The organism is Pandoraea bronchicola, assembly GCF_902459805.1.
Taxonomy (GTDB): Bacteria; Pseudomonadota; Gammaproteobacteria; order Burkholderiales; family Burkholderiaceae; genus Pandoraea; species Pandoraea bronchicola.
This window is the reverse complement of sequence record NZ_CABPST010000001.1, coordinates 392,333-410,667: the sequence shown is the minus strand read 5'-3', so window position 1 is coordinate 410,667 and position 18,335 is coordinate 392,333. Positions and strand designations below refer to the sequence as shown.

The window sequence follows — 18,335 nt, the reverse complement described above, 5'->3', positions numbered from 1 at the left end:
GCGGGGAACGCACACGCTTCACGCATGCGTCGGTGCGCCGTCGTCGGGCGTCAGGGTTGGGTCCAGTCCCAACTGCGCGTCCGTCGTCATCTCGCCCGCCGTGGCGGCCATGCCGGCCGCCAACGCCGCGGGACTCGGCTGTGTCGGGCGGCGCTGCATATGCTTCACCGACTCGAACGCCTTCAATTCCTCCAGAAACCACGTTCTGAACGCCTGAACGCGCTGCGTCGCCAGCACTGCGGGCGGACAGACGAAGTAGTAATCCCACTCGCATGGCGTATCGACGTCGGACAGCCGCACGAGGCGTCCGGCCATGATGTCGCCCACCGCCAGCGACCGGCGCACGAGGGCTACGCCCTGGCCGACGATGGCTGCCTGCGACAGCATCCCCGAATCTTCGTACATCATGCCCTGCGTCGGCTCGGGTAGATCGAAGCCCGCCGCGGCGAACCACGGCACCCACGGCTCGCCTTCCGAGCGCAGCAACGTGCTGCGACGGAATTCCTCCGCCGTCTGTGGCACATGCCCGTCGTTGTAGGAGGGACTGCACGCGGGGAAGAACACATCGTCGAGCACCTTCTCGATGTGCAGCCCGGGCCAGTTGCCTTTGCCCATGCGAAGGGCGATGTCCACGTCGTCGCGCTCGAAGTCGGTGAGCTGTGCGCTGCACCGCAATTCCACTTCCAGCTCCGGATGCCGGTCGATGAAGCGGCCGATGCGTGGGGTCAGCCACCGGCTCGCAAACGACGGCATGGTGGTCAGCACCAGCCGTCGCTCGCTGCGCGTGCCCGCCTGCAACTTGCGCGTCGCCTGGGCGATGTCGCCGAGCGCGGTGCGGATGGAGGCAGCGTACTGTCGTCCCGCCGGCGTAATGCTGATGCGCTTGCCATTTCGGGTGAAGAGCGTTGTGCCCAGTTCCTGCTCCAGCGCGCGGATCTGGTGGCTGATGGCGCCATGCGTCACGAACAACTCCTCGGCCGCACGCGAGAAGCTCTCAAGACGGGCAGCCGCCTCGAAGGCGCGCAAGGCGCTCAGGTTGGGAAGTCTCCGAAGATCCATGTGAGCTTTATTCGCAAGGCCGTGAAAATATGTCGTTTGGTGAAGCGCTTGGCAGTCCCTATGATTCAGTCATTGTCTCGCACTGAGTGGGGGTCGTAAAATGCAAAACAATTTGACAAAGGTGCAGTACTTCTACGGAATTCGTCCGGGCGAAGTGGTCACCCTCGACCTGCACCACGAGCATACGCTTGTTGCCCGCGGCTCGGCAGTCTGGGTGACGCGCGCAGGGGATCCACGCGATTACTGGCTGATGCCCGGCCAGCGCCTTGCCGTCGAGCCGGGACGCCGTTACTGGGTATCGTCCGACAGTGTGGCGGAAGCCCAACTGGAGCGTGAAGTGAGCCGCCGTTTCCCGTTGGCCCGCGTGCTGCGCAAGTGGCTCGCCGGACGCCGCGCCGCCCGCGAAGCGAACTCCTGCACTGCCGCCGCCTGACTGAACCCGGACGTCGGCCCGTCAATACCCACGCGCTCTCTGGCGGCGAACGTCATAGGGCGCGTGTTGCGTTTCACGGGGCGGATGCCGGTACCCGCTACGTGTTAATGGAATTCACAACAAGACGCACAATAATCGACCTGAGAATATCTCGATAACGCGTCAAAACAAGAGAAGTCGTTTCCCGATGACCGAAGCCTCCCGCCCGGCCCCCATGCCTTCCGTCCAGCCGGACTCCGCCGCACTTCGCCACCCCCAGGCCGACGAACGTCTTGGCCGTTTGCTGATGATCGCCGCAATGGTGATCTCGGGCACGATCGGCTTCTTTGTGCTGATGTCGGATCAACCGGCGCTCAATGTCGTTTTCTTCCGTTGCCTGATCGGCGCGGCTAGTCTGTGCGCCTGGTGTGCATACCGGGGGTATTGGCGCGGCTTGCGCATGACCCGCTGGCAGGTCGTGAACGTCACGCTCGGCGCCATTACGCTCGTCTCGAACTGGTATTTCCTGTTCACGGCCTACCGGTTGACGTCGGTGGGCATTACGACCGTTGTCTACAACGTGCAGCCGTTCCTGCTTGTGTTGGCGAGTGTGATCGTCACGCGGGAGCGGCCGTCGCTGGCCACGCTCGGCTGCCTCGGTGTCGCGTTCGCCGGGCTGGTGATCCTGGCTGAGCCGGGCGGTGTTCATGGCGCGGGATATCTGGTCGGCGTCGCGAGTGCGCTGGCCGCCGCATCGCTTTATGCCGCGACCACGCTCTTCACGAAGCGGCTGGCCGGGACGATCCGTCCCGAGATCATCGCGGCGCTGCATATGGTCATCGGGGCCGTAGTCTTTGTGTGGATGGCGGACTTCCATCATCTGCCCGCCGCGCCGCGCCAGATCGGTGCTGTCGTGACGCTGGGTCTGTTCCACACGACGTTCATGTATCTGTTGCTGTACGGTGCTTTCCAGAAGGCGTCGACTTCGAGCCTTGCCGTGTTCGGCTTCGTCTACCCCGTTGTTGCGGTCGCCGTCGACTTTCTGGCGTTCGGTATTGTGTTGCATCCGACGCAGTGGCTCGGCGGTGTCATGATCCTGCTGGCCGCCGGCGGGTACGCCCGAGGTCTCGGCACGGCGCCTTTGAAGAAGGTGAGCTGACGCCGGCAGCGGGGCGCAAGCCGGGCCGGCCGTTGCGGCCGGGCAACACCGGCCGGTGACGGGCGAGGCGAGCGGCGTCGAGCAAGACTGCCCCGGTTTCGCTAAAATTGCGTGCATGACCTCCCCGATCGAAGTGTGCTGGCGCGGCACCGAAGACTACGCCACATCGTTCGACGCCATGCGTGCGTACACCGACACGCGCGGCCCGCACGGCCCCGACCAACTCTGGATCGTCCAGCATCCGCCTGTCTATACGCTGGGACTCGCCGGCGATCCCGCCCACCTGCTGGTTGCCAACACCGGTATTCCGCTCGTCAAAGTCGACCGCGGCGGCCAGATTACGTACCACGGCCCCGGACAGGTCGTCATTTACCTGCTCGTGGATCTGCGCCGGCGAAAGCTGGGGGTGCGGGAAATGGTGCGTTTGATCGAGCAGGCGGTGATCGACACCCTTGGAGCGTATAATCTCGACGTTGAGCGCCGGGCCGGCGCGCCGGGGATCTATGTGAGTCCGGGCGACGGCGCCGCAGCGCATGCCGGCGCGAAAATCGCCGCACTCGGGTTGAAAATCCGCAACGGTTGCAGTTATCACGGCGTCTCTCTGAACGTCGCGATGGATCTGCGGCCGTTCGACTGGATCAATCCGTGCGGTTACGCCGGTTTGCAAACCGTAGACATGGCCACGCTCGGCGTGGCCCCCCGCTGGGACGAAGTGGCCGCGCGACTGGCGCAGCAACTCGGTCATCATCTCGAACAGCACACCGCGACGGCCGAAGCCGCGCCGCAGGCCGACCCGGCCGCCGGTGCAAACGCCGCCGCCTGATTGGACGTCTGGAAAGCCCCATCATGACCACCACCGTGAATCAGAACGACACCGCGAACAAGGAAGTTCGCACGATCGACGGCGATTACGACGCCACTGCCAAGCAAAAGTCGCAAGCCAAGACGGCGCGTATTCCGATCAAGATCGTACCGATCGAGCGTCTGAAGAAGCCGGACTGGATTCGCGTGAAGGCGGCGACCCACACGTCGCGTTTCTACGAGATCAAGCAGATCCTGCGCGAGCACAACCTGCACACGGTGTGTGAAGAGGCGAGCTGCCCGAACATCGGCGAGTGCTTTGGCAAGGGCACGGCCACGTTCATGATCATGGGCGACAAGTGCACGCGCCGCTGCCCGTTCTGCGACGTGGGCCACGGCCGCCCGGACCCGCTCGACGCCGATGAGCCGCTCAACCTCGCGAAGACCATTGCGGCGATGCGCCTGAAGTACGTGGTGATCACGAGCGTGGATCGCGACGACCTGCGCGACGGCGGTGCCCAGCACTTTGTCGATTGCATCCGTCACGTGCGCGAGCTGTCGCCGCAAACCCGCATCGAAATCCTGACGCCGGACTTCCGCGCGCGTCTCGATCGCGCACTGGGCATTCTCAATGCCGCGCCGCCCGACGTGATGAACCACAACCTCGAGACGGTGCCGCGCCTGTACAAGGAGGCCCGCCCGGGCTCGGACTACCAGCACTCGCTGACCCTGCTCAAGGAGTTCAAGGCGAAGCATCCGGACGTTGCGACGAAGTCGGGCCTGATGGTCGGTCTGGGCGAGACGGACGAAGAAATTCTCGAAGTGATGCGCGATCTGCGGGCGCACAACGTCGACATGCTCACGATCGGCCAGTACCTCCAGCCGTCGGAACACCACCTGCCGGTGCGTCGCTACGTGACGCCGGACACGTTCAAGATGTTCGAGGAAGAAGCCAACAAGATGGGCTTCACGCACGCTGCCGTTGGCGCAATGGTGCGCTCGAGCTATCACGCCGACGTTCAGGCGCATGAAGCGGGTGTGGCCGACGCCATCTGATTCGCGAAAGCCTTACCTCGTCGTCAGACACAGAACGCGGGCCGTCGAAAGACGGTCCGCGTTTTTGTTTGGGCGCGCGAGTTTTCGCGCCCGCACAAGGCGCACTCAGACCGAGCGGACGATGACGTGCGGATTACGCCGCGTCACAACCGGCGCCCGGTTCGATACGTAATACGGCCGGTGCAAACGCCTTTGCGCGGGTAACTAGGCGCAAACGTGTTGCCATCTGCGATGAACGTCGCTGAACTGACTTGCCGGCCCGTCGAAGCCCACCTCGCTCGCCACGAAATATGTTGTAACAACCCTTACCTTGTGTGCGCTCCCTCGTTGTTTCAGAATATTGAAACCTTGTTTTGCTTGGCAAAACATCACCCCCGTCATGGCGACTGACGGAGGGAAGTTCCGGATGCGCGCAAGGAGATGGCATGTCCCGTCAGGTCACCGAGGGCCGATATTTTGTGGAAGCGCCACAAGGGGGCCTGGGGAGGGGTTTGCCTCTCGTGATCGACGCACCGCATAGCGGTCATGTGTTTCCGGCGGACTTCGACAGCATCGCCCCGACGGCGGCGATCCTCGCGTGTGGCGATGCCTATGTCGACGAGTTGTGGTCGGTGGCCACGCATCACGGCGCGACGCTCGTCGCCGCGCTCTTCCCGCGCGCCTATATTGACCCGAACCGGGCCGAGCACGACATCGATCCCGAGTTGCTCGCGAGTCTGTGGCCGCACGATGCGCGTCCGCAGGCATGCAGCGAGCGCGGTGTCGGGCTGCTGCACCGGTTTGCCGCGCCGAATGTGCCGCTCTACGACCGGCGTCTGTCGGTCGCCGAAGTCGAGCGACGCATTCACGACTATTACCGGCCGTACCGCCATGCGCTGCGCGATGCGCTCGACGCCGCCTGGCGCCGGCATGGCGTGGTCTGGCATCTGGATTGCCATTCGATGCGCTCACGCGGCAGCGCGCTCGACCCCGATGCGGGCATCTTGCGGGCGGATGTGCGTGTCAGCGACAGCGGTGGCACCACGGCCGATCCGGCGTTCTCGCGCTGGATCATTGCCGAGTTCACGCGACTGGGCTATCGCGTCGCGTACAACACGCCGGGATATCACGAAGGCCGCGAGGATCTGGTGCGCCACTTCGGACGCCCCGCCGAACGTCGCCACAGTGTGCAGATCGAGCTGAACCAGGCGCTTTACCTGAATGAATCGCGCGGCGAGAAGCACGACGGCTTCTCGGTGCTGCAAGCGCAACTTGGCGAATTCGCGGCGGCGCTCGCCGCTTATGCCGAACAACATAGCGAGGACGTTTGATGGACTACACAGTCGCTTCAGTCGACACGGCGCTTACGCTGCTGTCGCTGGTCGGGGAGTGCCCCGGCCTGGGTGTGACGGAACTGGCGCAGCGCGCCGGCCTGAACAAGTCGCGTGCATTTCGCCTGCTGGCCACGCTCGAGCAGCACCGCTGGGTGGTCCGCGAGGGCAGTCCTGTCACCTACGTGCTCGGCGCACAGGCGCTGGTGCTTGGTGTGGCGGGGCATGAGCAGGTCAACCTCGTGAAGGTCGCGCATCGTCATCTTCAGGCGCTCAGTCGTGCGCTCAACGAGAATATCCAGCTTCGCGTGCGCGATGGCCTCGAGTCGTTGTGCGTGGCGCGGGTCGAATCGACGCACGAATTGCGCGTGCATGGCGTGGTCGGCAACCGTCGTCCCTTGTATGTGGGGGCGTCGGGTCGCGTGCTGCTGGCGTTCGCCTCCGACGACGTTCGCGCACAGGTGCTGGGCCGTCCGCGCAAGCGCTTCACGGCGGGCACGCTCATCGAGCGCGACGAACTGGCGGCGGAGTTGCTCAACGTGCGTCGTCAGGACTGTGCGGTGAGCTTTGGCGAACTCGCGCCGGAAGCCGTGTCGGTCGCGGTGCCGGTGCGCGACGCGTCTGGCGAAGTGATCGCGTCGCTGTCCGCCTCCGGCCCGTCGTCACGCATGACGCGAGCGCTGCTGCCCGACATTTCGTCGCGTCTGTCGGCCTGCGCCGCCGAGATATCCGCTGCGCTCGGCTATCAGATTCCTGTGCCCGAAGCACTGTCGGCCTGACGCGCCGCCGGTCGCCGGCCGTTGTTGCTCGAGGTGCGTTCGCCGTCGCGCTGGCGGACGCACTCGAGAGAGGTTCCGATTTTTTCAATGGCCCGTTGTGTGCGGACCGCCTCGGGGTTTGCCCGACACTTCGCGTGAAATCGCCAATATTTCACCTGACTTTCTGGAAAACCAGAAAGTATCCTCGCCTGTTTTCCAGCTTTCCGTATCACCGACCATCGGGTTTTCCACAATTTCGCTCAATAGAATCAAAGACTTGCGTAATTGGCATGAGTATTGCTTTTTAATGCGCGTGCTGCCGCGTTGTCTGGAAACCCGACGGGAATCCAGAGACGCAGGGCAAGCCGTTCAAATAAGAGAGGAGACCTTATGTTCAAGCAATGTCTTGCTGCCGCGGCTTTGTGCGCGGCTTCGTTACACGCCTTTGCCGATGATCTGGTGCGTCTGGGGAATCTGAAGTTCGCCCACTATGGCGCGGTGTCGTACATGAAGGTCATTGGACCGAAGTACGGTCTGAAGATCGAGGAGCGCATGTTCGCCAAGGGCGTAGACATCATGCCGGCGATCGTGGCGGGGCAGATCGACGTGTCGGCAAGCGCGCTTGACGCCGCCATCGCCGGTCGCGCCCAGGGGGCGCCGATCTATGCCGTGGCCGGTTTCGCGAAGGGCGGTGTGCGTCTCGTCGCGAAGAAGGGTCTGCCGGTCACCAAGGTGGCCGATCTCAAGGGCAAGAAGGTGGGTGTCGCCCGCGGCGGCGCCCAGGAACTGATTCTGTACGCCGAGTTGGCCAAGGCCGGTCTGACGTGGTCGGACCAGCCGGGCAAGGACGTGCAGATTCTGTTCATGGCCTACGCCGATCTGAATCAGGCGCTCGCCGCCGGCAGCATCGACGCAATGTGCCAGTCGGAGCCGCAGGCCTCGCAAGCCATCAACAAGGGCTTTGGCGTGGAAGTGCTCAAGCCGTACGACACGCCCATCGGCGAGCCGGTGCGCGCGCTCGTCATCACCGAGAAGCTCTACAAGGAGAAGCCGGACGTGGCGCAACGCCTGATGTACGCGTTCGTCGAGGCGACCGACTACTTCATCAAGAACCCGCAAGCGGCCGAGAAGTACGTGCGCGAGGACATGTTCAAGAACCAGATCACAACGCAGGACTTCAGCGACGCGATCGGCAACTCGCCGTATAGCTACGACCTGAGCGTCTCGCATGTGCAGCTCACGACCGACCTCATGAAGAAGTACGGCGTGGGCAAGCTGCAGGATCCGGTGCCGAAGGCGGAAGACTGGGTCAAGCTCGACCTGCTCGCCAAGGCCAAGACCAAGCTGAACATCAAGTAAGGCGAGGCGAACGGATGGCCGCTGTGCTTGCTTCTACGGGTACCTCGCGCACCACGCGTTTGCTGCGTGGTGTCTTGATTCCGCTCTCGGTCGTGGTGATCTGGCAGATCGTCACGGGCCTCGAGTGGATCAACCCGATCATTCTTCCATCGCCGGTCGCTGTCGTGACCAAGTGGTGGCAATACCTCCAACCGACCGTTTCGATGGCCGACGGCTTTGGCGCGTGGCTGCATTCGAGCGAACTGCTCACTGACGCCGCCAACAGCCTGTATCGCGTGATCATGGGCTTTCTCGTGGGCACCGTCATCGCGCTGCCGCTCGGCTTGCTGATGGGCACGAGCCCCCGCGTCTACGGGCTTTTCAATCCGCTGGTGCAGGTCGTGCGTCCGATTCCCCCGATCGCGTACATCCCGCTGGCGATTCTCTGGTTCGGTCTGGGCAATCCGCCGGCGTTCTTCCTCATCGCGCTCGGGGCGTTCTTTCCCGTGCTGATGAACACGATCGCCGGCGTGCGCCATGTCGACGGCATCTATCTGCGTGCGGCCCGCAACCTCGGCGCGAGCCAGTTCACGATCTTCCGCCGCGTCATCATGCCGGCCGCGACGCCGTACATCCTGTCGGGTATTCGGATCGGTATCGGTACGGCGTTCATCGTCGTGATCGTGGCCGAGATGATTGCCGTGAACAACGGGCTCGGCTACCGCATTCTGGAAGCGCGCGAGTACATGTGGTCGGACAAGATCATTGCCGGGATGCTGACCATTGGTCTGCTCGGCCTGGTGATCGACCTGGGCATGGATCGTCTCAACAACCACCTGCTCAAGTGGCACCGTGGTCTCGAAACCAAGTGAGGCGAACGACATGCTGATCGAAATCAACAACGTCAACAAACAGTTCCCCGTTCCCGGCGGCACCGTCGATGCGCTCAAGGACATCGACCTGAACATTGGCGCGGGGGAGTTCGTCTGCCTGCTCGGCCCGTCGGGCTGCGGCAAGTCGACGCTGCTCAACGCGCTGGCCGGCTTTGTCCAACCGACCTCGGGTGCGATTCGTATCGACGGCCGTGCGGATGCCGCTGCCGAGCCGGGCCCGGATCGCGGCATGGTGTTCCAGGAGTACGCGCTGTTTCCGTGGATGACGGTGGCGCAGAACATCGCCTTCGGGCTCGAAATCAAGGGAATGAAGCGCGCCGAGATCAACGAGCGCGTGGACCTGCTGCTCGGCAAGTTGAACCTGCGCGAGTTTCGCGACCGGTTCCCGCGCGATCTGTCGGGCGGCATGCGTCAGCGCGTGGCGATTGCCCGCGTGCTCGCGCTCGACAGTCCGATCATGCTCATGGACGAGCCGTTCGGGGCGCTCGACGCGCTCACGCGCCGCACGTTGCAGGACGAGCTGCTGCGGATTTGGGAGGAATTCAAGAAGACGATCATTTTCGTCACACACAGCATCGAGGAGTCGATCTATCTGGCCGACCGGGTCGTCGTCATGACGTACCGGCCGGGCACGGTCAAGCGAGACGTGGTCATCGAACTACCCCGTCCGCGCGACACGGCAGGCAGCGAATTCAATGAATTGAAGAAGGAACTGGCCCAGATGGTGATGGAGGAGCAAATGCGCTTCGCGCAAAGCGAGATCCGCGGGGTCACCGCGGATTGATAACAAGGGCGGTGGCTTGCCCCGCCGCCTGAAGAGGAAACAACATGCAAACCCAGACCAAAAAACCCTTTTACCGCATCCTGTACGTGCAGGTGCTGATCGCCATCGTCATCGGCGTGCTGCTCGGACACTTCAAGCCCGACCTCGCGATTCAGATGAAGCCGCTCGGCGATGCGTTCATCAAGCTGATCAAGATGATCATCGGCCCGGTGATCTTCTGTACGGTCGTGACCGGTATCGCCGGCATGGAAGATATGAAGAAGGTTGGCCGCGTCGGCGGCAAGGCCCTCATCTACTTCGAAGTCGTCTCGACGCTCGCACTGCTCATCGGCCTGATCGCGACTCACGTCCTGAAGCCGGGTGCCGGGTTCAACGTCGATATCAACACGCTCGATCCGAAGGCGATCGCGGGCTATGCCGAGAAGGCTGCCCACGGCGACACGTTCGTCGACTTCCTGCTGCACCTGATTCCGAACACGATTACCGATGCGTTCGCCAAGGGTGAGATTCTGCAGATCCTCGTGATCGCTGTCCTGTTCGGCGCCGCATTGGGCATGATCGGTGAGCGTGGCCGCGTGGTGACGGGCTGGATCGACAGCGTCTCGGGCGTGCTTTTCCGTGTGGTGCATATCATCACCAAGGTGGCGCCGCTGGGTGCGTTCGGTGCGATGGCCTTCACGATCGGCAAGTACGGTATCGCGTCGCTGGTGCCGCTCGCCAAGCTCATGGGCACGTTCTACCTGACGTCGTTCCTGTTCGTGATCGTGGTGCTGGGTCTGATCGCCAAGATCACGGGCTTCTCGATCTTCCGCTTCCTCGCCTACATCAAGGAAGAGCTGCTGATCGTGCTGGGTACCAGCTCGTCGGAAGCCGCGTTGCCGCACCTGATGGAGAAGATGGAGAAGGCCGGTTGCTCGAAGTCGGTGGTGGGTCTGGTGATCCCGACCGGTTATTCGTTCAACCTCGACGGCACGAACATCTACATGACGATGGCCGTGCTGTTCATTGCGCAAGCGACCAATATCGATCTGACCTGGGGCCAACAGCTCACGCTGCTCGCCGTGGCAATGCTGACCTCGAAGGGCGCTTCGGGCGTGACCGGCGCCGGCTTCATCACGCTGGCCGCAACGCTCGCCGTGATCCCGACGATTCCGGTGGCCGGGATGGTGCTGATCCTCGGTATCGACCGCTTCATGAGCGAATGCCGTGCGCTGACCAACATCTGCGGCAACGGTGTTGCCACGATCGTCGTGTCGGCCTGGGAAAAGGAACTGGATCGCAAGAAACTGGCGCAAGCCATGTCCGGCAAGCGAGAGCCGGAACTGGCCTGACGGCCGGCGGCAGGGGCAGCCGGGGCTGCGCGTGAGTTGTCTTGCGCGGGTGCGCCGGTCCTCTGCCCACGCAACGTTCGCCACCGGGCGGCGCGGCACAGGCACAATAGCGCCTGAGCTTCGCCGCCCGGTGGTCCTTCGGCTCACGCACGCCGTGCCCCAATGGCCACCCTGCACGAGAATATGATCCGCGCACCGAAAGGTGACACTGCCTCGCCTGCGGACCCCCGGCGCGACGAAGTCCCCATCGATCTCGAGAGGACTGTGCCGATGCGCCGTTGGTCATGGATCGTCGTCATGCTATTGGCGAGCGTCCTGTTTTGCTGGTTGACGTATGCCTTGAGCTGGCAGCGCGGCGTGGCCGATCTGCGCGTGAACGCCGGGGCGCGCGTCGAGCGTTACGCGGGCAGTCTGCGCAGCACGGTCGACCGGTACGAATTCCTGCCTTATCTGCTGTCGCTGCATCCGTACGTACACGATCTGCTGCTCCATCCGGAAGATCGCGCGGTGGTGCAGCGTGCCAACGATTATCTGTTCGACGTGAATCAGCGCGCCAAGGCGTCGGCGGCCTATGTGATCGACGCCAACGGGCTGGCGCTGGCCGCCAGCAACTGGCGTGAGAAGGCCACGTTCGTGGGACAGGAATACCGTTTTCGTCCGTATTTCATCGACGCCATCAAAGGCGCACTGGGCCGCTTCTATGGCGTGGGGACCACGTCCGGCGAGCCGGGGTACTTCGTCTCGCAGCCGATTGTCGTGGACGGTGAGATTCGCGGCGTGGTCGTGGTCAAGCTCAACCTCGAGTGGTTTCAGCGCGCCGGTGCCGATGCTTCCGAGCCGGTCGTCGTCGCGGACGATCACGGCGTGGTGTTTCTGTCGTCCGAACCGCGCTGGCAGTACCGGGCGCTCGCGCCGCTCACGCCCGACGTGAAGGCCGCGCTCGACAGCACTCGCCAGTATTACAACCAGAACATCACGCCACTCGCCTGGACCGAGGACGAACGGCTCGATGCCGACGGCGAAGTGGTGAGCGTGCGCGACGGGCGCGGTGCGGGCCATTCGCGACGGTTTCTCGCCGTACAGCGCAAGCTCGGCGAGCCGGACTGGACGCTGATGTACTTCGCGCCGCTCGATCAGGTCATTGCGAACGCGCGGATCGCGGCGGTGGCTGCGGCGTGTCTTGCCGCGTTCACCTGCTTGCTGGGGGTGGCGTGGAACCAGCGGCGCCAGCGCGTGCGCGACATGCTCAAGAGCCGCGAATTGTTGCAGTCGGCCTACGCTGAACTTGGCGAGCGGGTGGCGGAGCGTACCGCCGATCTGCAATCGGCCAACCAGCGGTTGCAGACGGAAGTGCAGGAGCGCTCGCGCACCGAACATGAGTTGCGCGAGGCCCAGAGCGAACTGGTGCAGGCGTCGAAACTCGTGGCGCTGGGGCAGATGGCTGCCGGTATCACCCACGAGCTCAATCAGCCGCTCTCGGCGCTGCGCAGCTTCTCCGATAACACGCGCGTGCTGCTCGAACGCGGTGAGCACGCCGCGGCGCAGGAGAATCTGGAAGCCATCGCGTCGCTCACCGATCGCATGGGCAAAATCACCGGGCAACTGCGGCTCTTCGCGGGCCGGGCGCGTCGTGGTGACATGGAAGCGTCAGTGCATCGCGCGCTCGACAATACGTTGATGCTGCTTCGCGGACGTCTCGCCGGTATTCACGTGACGACGACGTTTGCCGACGGGCTGGACGAGGTGCAGGTTGCCTGCGAAGGACTGCGTCTCGAACAGGTGTTGATCAATCTCGTGGGGAATGCCATCGACGCCGTGGTGAGTTCATCCAGTGCGCACGCGCCGCCGTCGATCTGGATCGATGTGGACGCCGACGACCTGTGGGTGCGCATCTATGTGCGCGATAACGGGCCGGGCATTTCGGAGGCGCATATGCCGCGCTTGTTCGAACCATTTTTCAGTACCAAGGAAGGCGGTCAGGGCATGGGGCTCGGACTCGCCATCTCATCGTCCATCGCACAGGAAAACGGCGGCCAGTTGGCCGCGCGCAACGTTCCTGGCGGTGGCGCAGAATTTCTCGTGACGCTGCGCCGAGTGCAGCGCACTGGCACGACAATCGCATGATGTACAAGAACCTCCAGATCCTTTTCGTCGAAGACGATGAACTCGTGCGGCGTGCCACGCTGCAAAGCTTGCAACTCGCCGGACTCGACGCCTTCGGGCTCGCGTCCGCCGAAGCCGCGCGCGAGCGTATTACGCCGGACTTCGCCGGTATCGTCGTGTCCGACATTCGTCTGATCGGCATGAGCGGGCTGGAACTGCTCGCTCATCTGCGTCAGCATGCCCCGGAAGTGCCGGTGATTCTCGTGACCGGTCACGGCGATATATCGATGGCGGTGCAGGCCATTCGCGACGGTGCCTACGACTTCATCGAGAAGCCGTTCGCGCCGGATCGTCTGATCGAATCGGCCAAGCGTGCGCTCGAGACACGCAAGCTCATGCTGGAGAACCAGGCGCTGCGGCGCGAACTGGCAGAGCAGGGCGGACGCGCCTCGCGCATCATTGGCCGCAGTCCGTCGATGGAGACGCTGCGCACGCTCATCGCCAACGTCGCGATGACCGATGCCCCCGTGCTCATCAACGGCGACACCGGTACCGGCAAGGAACTGGTGGCGCGCAGCCTGCATGAATTGTCGCGCCGCCGCGATGCGCCGTTCGTTGCGCTGAACTGCGGCGCACTGCCCGAAGCGATCTTCGAGAGCGAGATGTTCGGGCACGAGGTCGGGGCGTTTACCGGCGCGGCGAAGCGACGCATCGGCAAGTTGGAGCACGCGTCGGGCGGCACGTTGTTTCTCGATGAGATCGAGAGCATGCCGGCGGCGTTGCAGGTCAAACTGTTGCGCGTGTTGCAGGACGGTGTGCTGGAGCGGCTTGGCTCGAACCAGTCGATTCGCGTCGACTGCCGTGTGGTCGCGGCGGCCAAGGGTGACATGGAAGCGCTCGTGCGCGAGGGGACTTTCCGTCGCGATTTGTACTACCGTCTGAATGTGGTGACGCTGGCGTTGCCGCCGCTGCGCGAGCGTCGTGAAGACATTCTGCCGCTGTTTGAGCACTTCATGCTTGACTCCGCCGTCCGTTATGGACGCCCGGCGCCAGTGGTCTCCGACCGGATGCGTCAGGAGCTGATGCAGGCGGACTGGCCGGGCAACGTGCGTGAGCTTCGCAACGCCGCAGACCGTCTGGTGCTCGGCGTGGCGAGCGCGCCCGAGGGCGACTCGCTCGCACCGCTGCCGCTCAAGGAGCAGGTGGAACGCTTTGAGCGCGCTGTGCTGCAAGAAGCGCTCGAACACAGCAAGGGCAATGTGGCGGCGACCGCTGAGGCGCTGCATGTGCCCAAGGCGACGCTCTACGAAAAGCTCAAGCGTTATGGACTCCATACCCGCGGTCATGGCGAGGGGGGCGACGGCGGGCGTTGAGGGCATTGAGGGCATTGAGGGCGGATGGACGCAAGGCAACGTTGCGCGAGACGCCCGAGCCTTGCAGGTTGCCCGCCATGCGGTCGTGCCGAAGGTGCCTCGCGCGTGGCGGTGGTCGTGACGGATGTCGTCGATTTGCGCTGATGGCACCGCCAAAAACAAAGCGCCCCGAGGGGCGCTTGCGATGCGGCGAAGTGACGTGAGGTGGCGTCAGGCCTGTTTGGCCAACGCCTTCTCGATGAGCTTGTCGAGTTCTGCGTATTCCGGCTCGCCCACGTATTGCTTGAGCACCTTGCCGTCACGATCCACGACGAAGGTCGTCGGCGTGAGTTGCACGTTGCCATACTGCTTGGCCACGCTGCCATCGGAATCCATGGCTACCTTGAACGGCAATTGACGCGACTGCGCGTAGTTCATCACGTACATCGGCGGATCGTAGCTCATGGCGACCGCGACGAACTCCAGACCCTGGCCTTTGTACTTCTCGTACGTTTGCACCATCGTCGGCATTTCCTTCATGCACGTCGTGCAACTCGTCGCCCAGAAGTTGACGAGATAGACCTTGCCCTTGAGTTGTTCGGTGCCGACTTTCTGTCCGGAGAGCAGCGTGAACGTCGCCTCGGGCGCGCGCTTCTGTCCGGCGAACGTGAAATAGGCGGCAATCGCCACCACGGCGATGATCGCCAAGGCGAGAATCTTGCCCAGGGCAGACTTGCGGGAGGTCGTAGCGCTCATGACACAGCCGTGTGGGTGATGGGGTTCATTGGGTGAGGTCGATTCTACTCTGAATCTCAGCGTGTCGTGGCACCGCTCCCGCCGTGCAAACGCGCGCGTGCGCGGGCGATGGCGTCGTCGAGATACGCGCCGTAGAAGTCGGGCAGGCCCGCTCCGATCAACGGGTCGGCGACAGGGCGTCCGCTCGTATCGAGGAACAAAACCGTCGGCGATACCTTGACGCCATGCGCGCGCGCCCAGGCGACACCGGTGGTCGTCGAGCCGTCGAAGTCGCGCACCGGAGCGCGGCTGTCCATGCCGATCTCGCGCACCTCATATTTGCCGCTGCGCACGAGCGGCGCGAGTTCGCGCTGACGGATCGGGCCGCAGTAGACGCAGTCGCGAAGCGACACCAGCACGATCAGCGGCGCATCGAGCGAGGCTGCGCGGCGGGCGTGGGCAGCGAAGTCCGTCGCCACTGGCACGGCGGCTTGCGCCTTCGCGGCCGTCTTGCTATCGACTGGGGCTGCTGCGAGGGTGCCCTCGTGCGGATACGTGACGCCCGTCGCTTGCGACAATTCGAGTTTCGGGGCCGTCGGGCTGACCATGCCGCCGGGGGCGGCGGTGGCTGTGCCCACGAAAAGCCCCGTCGCCAGCATGACCCACGCCGTCGCAATTTGGCGGGCGATTCGCGAAGACTCTGCCGGCAGGTGCGTAGCCGCGAGCTTGCGCGGCTTCTCGCAGACTTCGGTGAGCAACGCCCGGGTCTGGCGGGCAATGGTGTGTGTCATGCCGCCGATGATACCGGTATCCGCCACGACGCGTTTTTCGTGTCGCAGCACATGGCGGATAATGGGCGTTTGCGTTCCTCTCACTTCCTCTCTCGTCTATGAATCGCGTTGTCCGTGTCTGCGCCATGCTCGCTGCGACGATCGTGCTCGTCGCCTGTTCCCCTCGCTACGATTGGCGTGAGGTGCACGACAAGGACGGCGCGTATGCGGCGACCTATCCCGCCAAACCGACACAGGACGCACGTGAAGTGAAATTCGCCTCGGGGCCGCTGCCCATGCGAATGCAAGCCGCACGGGTCGATGCCGCACTCTTTGCCGTTGGCGTGGTGACCCTTCCCGGCGACGATGCAACGCTGCGCCAGACCGTCCTGACGGAGTTGCAGCACGGCCTGCTCGCCAACGTGAACGAGGCAACGGCGGCCCCCGAGCAGGTGATGGTGCGTCAAGCCGGCGACGCGCCAGCGATTCCCGGGCTGGCCGTCTCCGCACAAGGCATGGCCAGCGACAAGACCGAGCGTTACGTTGCGGCCCGCTTTGTCGGGCGCGGCAACCATGTCTATCAGGTGGTCGTTCTGGCGACCAAAGCGCCCGCGAAGGAACAGGTCGATCAGTTCCTCGACTCCTTTACGCTGGAGTGAAGCCGTCACGCCGACGGCGCTTCGCGGTACTGCACCGCTTCTCCGACATGGTGGGCTTCGATCGCTTCACATCCTGCGAGATCGGCCACCGTGCGCGCTACGCGCAGCACCCGATGATAGGTGCGTGCTGACCAATAGTGCTGCGTTACCGCCCGGTGCAGAACGTCCTGAGCGTCTGGTTGCAGTGTGCATTGCGTTTCCAGCGCACGCCCCGACAGGCCGCAGTTCAACTGCCCCTGCCGCGAAAGCTGGCGCTCCCGCGCCTGCCCCACGCGCCGCGCCACCACCTCGCTATGTTCACCGTCGGCTGGCGCGGCGAACGTCTCGGCACTGAGTGCAGGGACCTCCACATGCAGGTCGATGCGCTCGAGCAGTGGTCCTGAGAGACGGGTGCGATATCGCGTGACTGCCTCACTCGTACAACGGCAGCTTCGCGACGGATGCCCCAGATCGCCGCACGGACACGGATTCATAGCGGCCACGAGTTGAAAAGCGGCGGGGAACGTTGCGTGGCCGCCAGCGCGTGCGATCGTCACGTGGCCCAGTTCCAGCGGCTCGCGCAGAACTTCGAGCACACGGCGCTGAAATTCGGGCAATTCGTCGAGAAACAGCACGCCGCGATGGGCGAGACTGATTTCGCCGGGACGCGGTGTGCTTCCTCCGCCCACAAGGGCCGCTGACGATGCGGTGTGATGCGGCGCACGAAACGGCCGCCGTCCCCAATGCCGCATGTCGAAGCCCTGCGCACTGAGGCTGGCCAGCGTAGCGGCTTCCACGGCCTGCGCTTTGCTCAGTGCAGGGAGCAGCCCCGCGAGTCGTGTCGCCAGCATCGACTTGCCTGTGCCCGGTGGTCCGTAGAGCAGGATGTGATGCCCGCCTGCCGCGGCGACTTCCAGCGCGCGTTTGGCGTGGGCCTGTCCTTTGACGTCGCCCATGTCCGGCATGTCGGCCGTGCGCGTGGCATCGCTGCCGCAGAACGCCGACACTGCGAGCCCACTCGGGAGGATGGCACGCGGTAGCGGCGTCGCCACGTCGGGTTCAGCGAGGTGTGCGCAGACGTCGAGCAACGTGTGCGCGCCATAAACCGTGGCGTCTTCGACCAGCGCGGCTTCCTGCGCGCTGCCCGCGGGCAGTACCAGCGCGCGGGCCGGCGATTCGGCTGCAATGGCGCTCGCCATCGCCAGGCCGCCGCGCACGGCGCGCAACTCCCCCGTGAGCGACAACTCCCCCGCGAACTCGTGCGAGCGCAGTCCGGCGTCGGGCAACTGACCGCTGGCGGCGAGAATACCGAGGGCGATCGGCAGATCGAAGCAGCCCGAGGCTTTCGGCAAATCGGCGGGGGCCAGATTGATAGTGATGCGTCGCGCGGGAAATTCGAACCGGCTGTTCTGCAATGCCGAGCGCACACGCTCACGGCTTTCCTTGACCTCGGTATCGGGCAGGCCGACCAGTGTCAGGCCCGGCAGCCCGTTGGCCAGATGCACTTCCACAGTCACCGCGCGTGCCGCCATTCCGGTGATCGCTCGGCTGCTGACAACTGCCAATGACATGTCTCCTCCTCGTGGCTCGAACATCGCGAAGTGCATCGCATGCGTCGATGTTCGTTGCCGCACGCCATGTCGCGCAACGTCTTATCGGCGGAAATACGGGGAGTGGGGGTGTTTTCGGAACGGTGGCAGCGATGTGCTGGAAAGGCCCGTCGGAACTTAGGACGATTCCGATAGCAGATCGGGACTTCAGGAGAGACTTCGAGCATAGCGAGCGCGAGGCACTGCCCGCCGGGGGCTTGCGCCGGCACGCAGGCCCCGGAAACGA

At 64.1% G+C, this 18,335-nt stretch carries 17 protein-coding genes; 13 read left to right on the top strand and 4 right to left on the bottom strand.

Translation table 11 applies throughout. The features are described from left to right. Window positions 1–18 precede the first annotated feature (18 nt). Window positions 19–1,059, bottom strand: a complete 1,041-nt coding sequence (locus PBR20603_RS01845; RefSeq protein ID WP_150557834.1) for a transcriptional regulator GcvA — start codon at window positions 1,057–1,059, stop codon at window positions 19–21. Window positions 1,060–1,159: 100 nt separating this feature from the next. Here PBR20603_RS01845 and PBR20603_RS01840 point away from each other — a divergent pair, with 100 nt between their 5' ends. From PBR20603_RS01840 to PBR20603_RS01785, 12 genes are all read left to right on the top strand, one after another. Further along, on the top strand, window positions 1,160–1,492 hold the full coding sequence (locus PBR20603_RS01840; RefSeq protein ID WP_150557833.1) for a DUF2917 domain-containing protein: 333 nt from the start codon (window positions 1,160–1,162) through the stop codon (window positions 1,490–1,492). A gap of 187 nt (window positions 1,493–1,679) precedes the next feature. Beyond that, entirely contained in the window at window positions 1,680–2,630 is a 951-nt protein-coding gene (locus PBR20603_RS01835) for a DMT family transporter (RefSeq protein ID WP_150557832.1), read from the top strand. A gap of 115 nt (window positions 2,631–2,745) precedes the next feature. Continuing rightward, window positions 2,746–3,453 (top strand): lipoyl(octanoyl) transferase LipB, encoded by a 708-nt coding sequence (lipB, locus tag PBR20603_RS01830; protein ID WP_150557831.1) that lies wholly within the window; start codon window positions 2,746–2,748, stop codon window positions 3,451–3,453. Window positions 3,454–3,476: 23 nt separating this feature from the next. Then, the gene (gene lipA, locus PBR20603_RS01825) at window positions 3,477–4,487 is read left to right on the top strand and encodes a lipoyl synthase (RefSeq protein WP_246174327.1); all 1,011 of its coding nucleotides are present in this window, start codon (window positions 3,477–3,479) and stop codon (window positions 4,485–4,487) included. A gap of 425 nt (window positions 4,488–4,912) precedes the next feature. Beyond that, window positions 4,913–5,797 (top strand): N-formylglutamate amidohydrolase, encoded by an 885-nt coding sequence (locus tag PBR20603_RS01820; RefSeq protein WP_150557830.1) that lies wholly within the window; start codon window positions 4,913–4,915, stop codon window positions 5,795–5,797. Then, on the top strand, window positions 5,797–6,576 hold the full coding sequence (locus PBR20603_RS01815) for an IclR family transcriptional regulator (protein ID WP_150557829.1): 780 nt from the start codon (window positions 5,797–5,799) through the stop codon (window positions 6,574–6,576). The genes PBR20603_RS01820 and PBR20603_RS01815 overlap by 1 nt, the downstream gene beginning before the upstream one ends. A gap of 369 nt (window positions 6,577–6,945) precedes the next feature. Further along, window positions 6,946–7,914 (top strand): ABC transporter substrate-binding protein, encoded by a 969-nt coding sequence (locus PBR20603_RS01810; protein ID WP_150557828.1) that lies wholly within the window; start codon window positions 6,946–6,948, stop codon window positions 7,912–7,914. A gap of 14 nt (window positions 7,915–7,928) precedes the next feature. Then, on the top strand, window positions 7,929–8,765 hold the full coding sequence (locus tag PBR20603_RS01805; RefSeq protein WP_174977743.1) for an ABC transporter permease: 837 nt from the start codon (window positions 7,929–7,931) through the stop codon (window positions 8,763–8,765). 10 nt (window positions 8,766–8,775) lie between these two features. Beyond that, a complete protein-coding gene (locus tag PBR20603_RS01800) occupies window positions 8,776–9,570 on the top strand; it encodes an ABC transporter ATP-binding protein (protein ID WP_150557827.1) in 795 nt (264 codons plus the stop codon). 44 nt (window positions 9,571–9,614) lie between these two features. Then, on the top strand, window positions 9,615–10,901 hold the full coding sequence (locus PBR20603_RS01795; RefSeq protein ID WP_150557826.1) for a dicarboxylate/amino acid:cation symporter: 1,287 nt from the start codon (window positions 9,615–9,617) through the stop codon (window positions 10,899–10,901). Between the two features lie 162 nt (window positions 10,902–11,063). Further along, a complete protein-coding gene (locus PBR20603_RS01790) occupies window positions 11,064–13,025 on the top strand; it encodes a sensor histidine kinase (protein WP_150557825.1) in 1,962 nt (653 codons plus the stop codon). Then, a complete protein-coding gene (locus PBR20603_RS01785; RefSeq protein WP_010804733.1) occupies window positions 13,025–14,377 on the top strand; it encodes a sigma-54-dependent transcriptional regulator in 1,353 nt (450 codons plus the stop codon). Before PBR20603_RS01790 ends, PBR20603_RS01785 begins: the two co-directional genes overlap by 1 nt. A 210-nt stretch (window positions 14,378–14,587) precedes the next feature. Here the strand turns inward: PBR20603_RS01785 and PBR20603_RS01780 are convergent, their stop codons facing one another. Together PBR20603_RS01780 and PBR20603_RS24280 are read right to left on the bottom strand one after the other, a co-directional pair. Continuing rightward, window positions 14,588–15,112, bottom strand: a complete 525-nt coding sequence (locus PBR20603_RS01780; protein ID WP_150557824.1) for a TlpA disulfide reductase family protein — start codon at window positions 15,110–15,112, stop codon at window positions 14,588–14,590. Window positions 15,113–15,168: 56 nt separating this feature from the next. Continuing rightward, complete coding sequence (locus PBR20603_RS24280; protein WP_246174325.1) at window positions 15,169–15,909, bottom strand: thioredoxin domain-containing protein; 741 nt, start codon at window positions 15,907–15,909, stop codon at window positions 15,169–15,171. A gap of 98 nt (window positions 15,910–16,007) precedes the next feature. Between PBR20603_RS24280 and PBR20603_RS01770 the strand changes: the two genes are divergently transcribed. Beyond that, window positions 16,008–16,520 carry a hypothetical protein gene (locus PBR20603_RS01770; protein ID WP_246174324.1) on the top strand — a complete coding sequence of 171 codons (513 nt, stop codon included), beginning with the start codon at window positions 16,008–16,010 and terminating at the stop codon, window positions 16,518–16,520. A gap of 5 nt (window positions 16,521–16,525) precedes the next feature. Here PBR20603_RS01770 and PBR20603_RS01765 read toward each other — a convergent pair whose 3' ends face one another. Further along, entirely contained in the window at window positions 16,526–18,070 is a 1,545-nt protein-coding gene (locus tag PBR20603_RS01765) for a YifB family Mg chelatase-like AAA ATPase (protein ID WP_150557822.1), read from the bottom strand. Window positions 18,071–18,335: the final 265 nt, after the last annotated feature.

What these genes read in the sequence shown, in the direction of transcription:
- PBR20603_RS01770 (WP_246174324.1), top strand. Translation starts at nt 16,008, where the DNA reads ATGCTCGCTGCGACGATCGTGCTCGTCGCCTGTTCCCCTCGCTACGAT.
- PBR20603_RS01805 (WP_174977743.1), top strand. Translation starts at nt 7,929, where the DNA reads ATGGCCGCTGTGCTTGCTTCTACGGGTACCTCGCGCACCACGCGTTTG.
- lipA (WP_246174327.1), top strand. Translation starts at nt 3,477, where the DNA reads ATGACCACCACCGTGAATCAGAACGACACCGCGAACAAGGAAGTTCGC.
- PBR20603_RS01810 (WP_150557828.1), top strand. Translation starts at nt 6,946, where the DNA reads ATGTTCAAGCAATGTCTTGCTGCCGCGGCTTTGTGCGCGGCTTCGTTA.
- lipB (WP_150557831.1), top strand. Translation starts at nt 2,746, where the DNA reads ATGACCTCCCCGATCGAAGTGTGCTGGCGCGGCACCGAAGACTACGCC.
- PBR20603_RS01765 (WP_150557822.1), bottom strand. Translation starts at nt 18,070, where the DNA reads ATGTCATTGGCAGTTGTCAGCAGCCGAGCGATCACCGGAATGGCGGCA.
- PBR20603_RS01835 (WP_150557832.1), top strand. Translation starts at nt 1,680, where the DNA reads ATGACCGAAGCCTCCCGCCCGGCCCCCATGCCTTCCGTCCAGCCGGAC.
- PBR20603_RS01845 (WP_150557834.1), bottom strand. Translation starts at nt 1,059, where the DNA reads ATGGATCTTCGGAGACTTCCCAACCTGAGCGCCTTGCGCGCCTTCGAG.
- PBR20603_RS01790 (WP_150557825.1), top strand. Translation starts at nt 11,064, where the DNA reads ATGGCCACCCTGCACGAGAATATGATCCGCGCACCGAAAGGTGACACT.
- PBR20603_RS01795 (WP_150557826.1), top strand. Translation starts at nt 9,615, where the DNA reads ATGCAAACCCAGACCAAAAAACCCTTTTACCGCATCCTGTACGTGCAG.
- PBR20603_RS01815 (WP_150557829.1), top strand. Translation starts at nt 5,797, where the DNA reads ATGGACTACACAGTCGCTTCAGTCGACACGGCGCTTACGCTGCTGTCG.
- PBR20603_RS01840 (WP_150557833.1), top strand. Translation starts at nt 1,160, where the DNA reads ATGCAAAACAATTTGACAAAGGTGCAGTACTTCTACGGAATTCGTCCG.
- PBR20603_RS01785 (WP_010804733.1), top strand. Translation starts at nt 13,025, where the DNA reads ATGTACAAGAACCTCCAGATCCTTTTCGTCGAAGACGATGAACTCGTG.
- PBR20603_RS01780 (WP_150557824.1), bottom strand. Translation starts at nt 15,112, where the DNA reads ATGAGCGCTACGACCTCCCGCAAGTCTGCCCTGGGCAAGATTCTCGCC.
- PBR20603_RS01820 (WP_150557830.1), top strand. Translation starts at nt 4,913, where the DNA reads ATGTCCCGTCAGGTCACCGAGGGCCGATATTTTGTGGAAGCGCCACAA.
- PBR20603_RS01800 (WP_150557827.1), top strand. Translation starts at nt 8,776, where the DNA reads ATGCTGATCGAAATCAACAACGTCAACAAACAGTTCCCCGTTCCCGGC.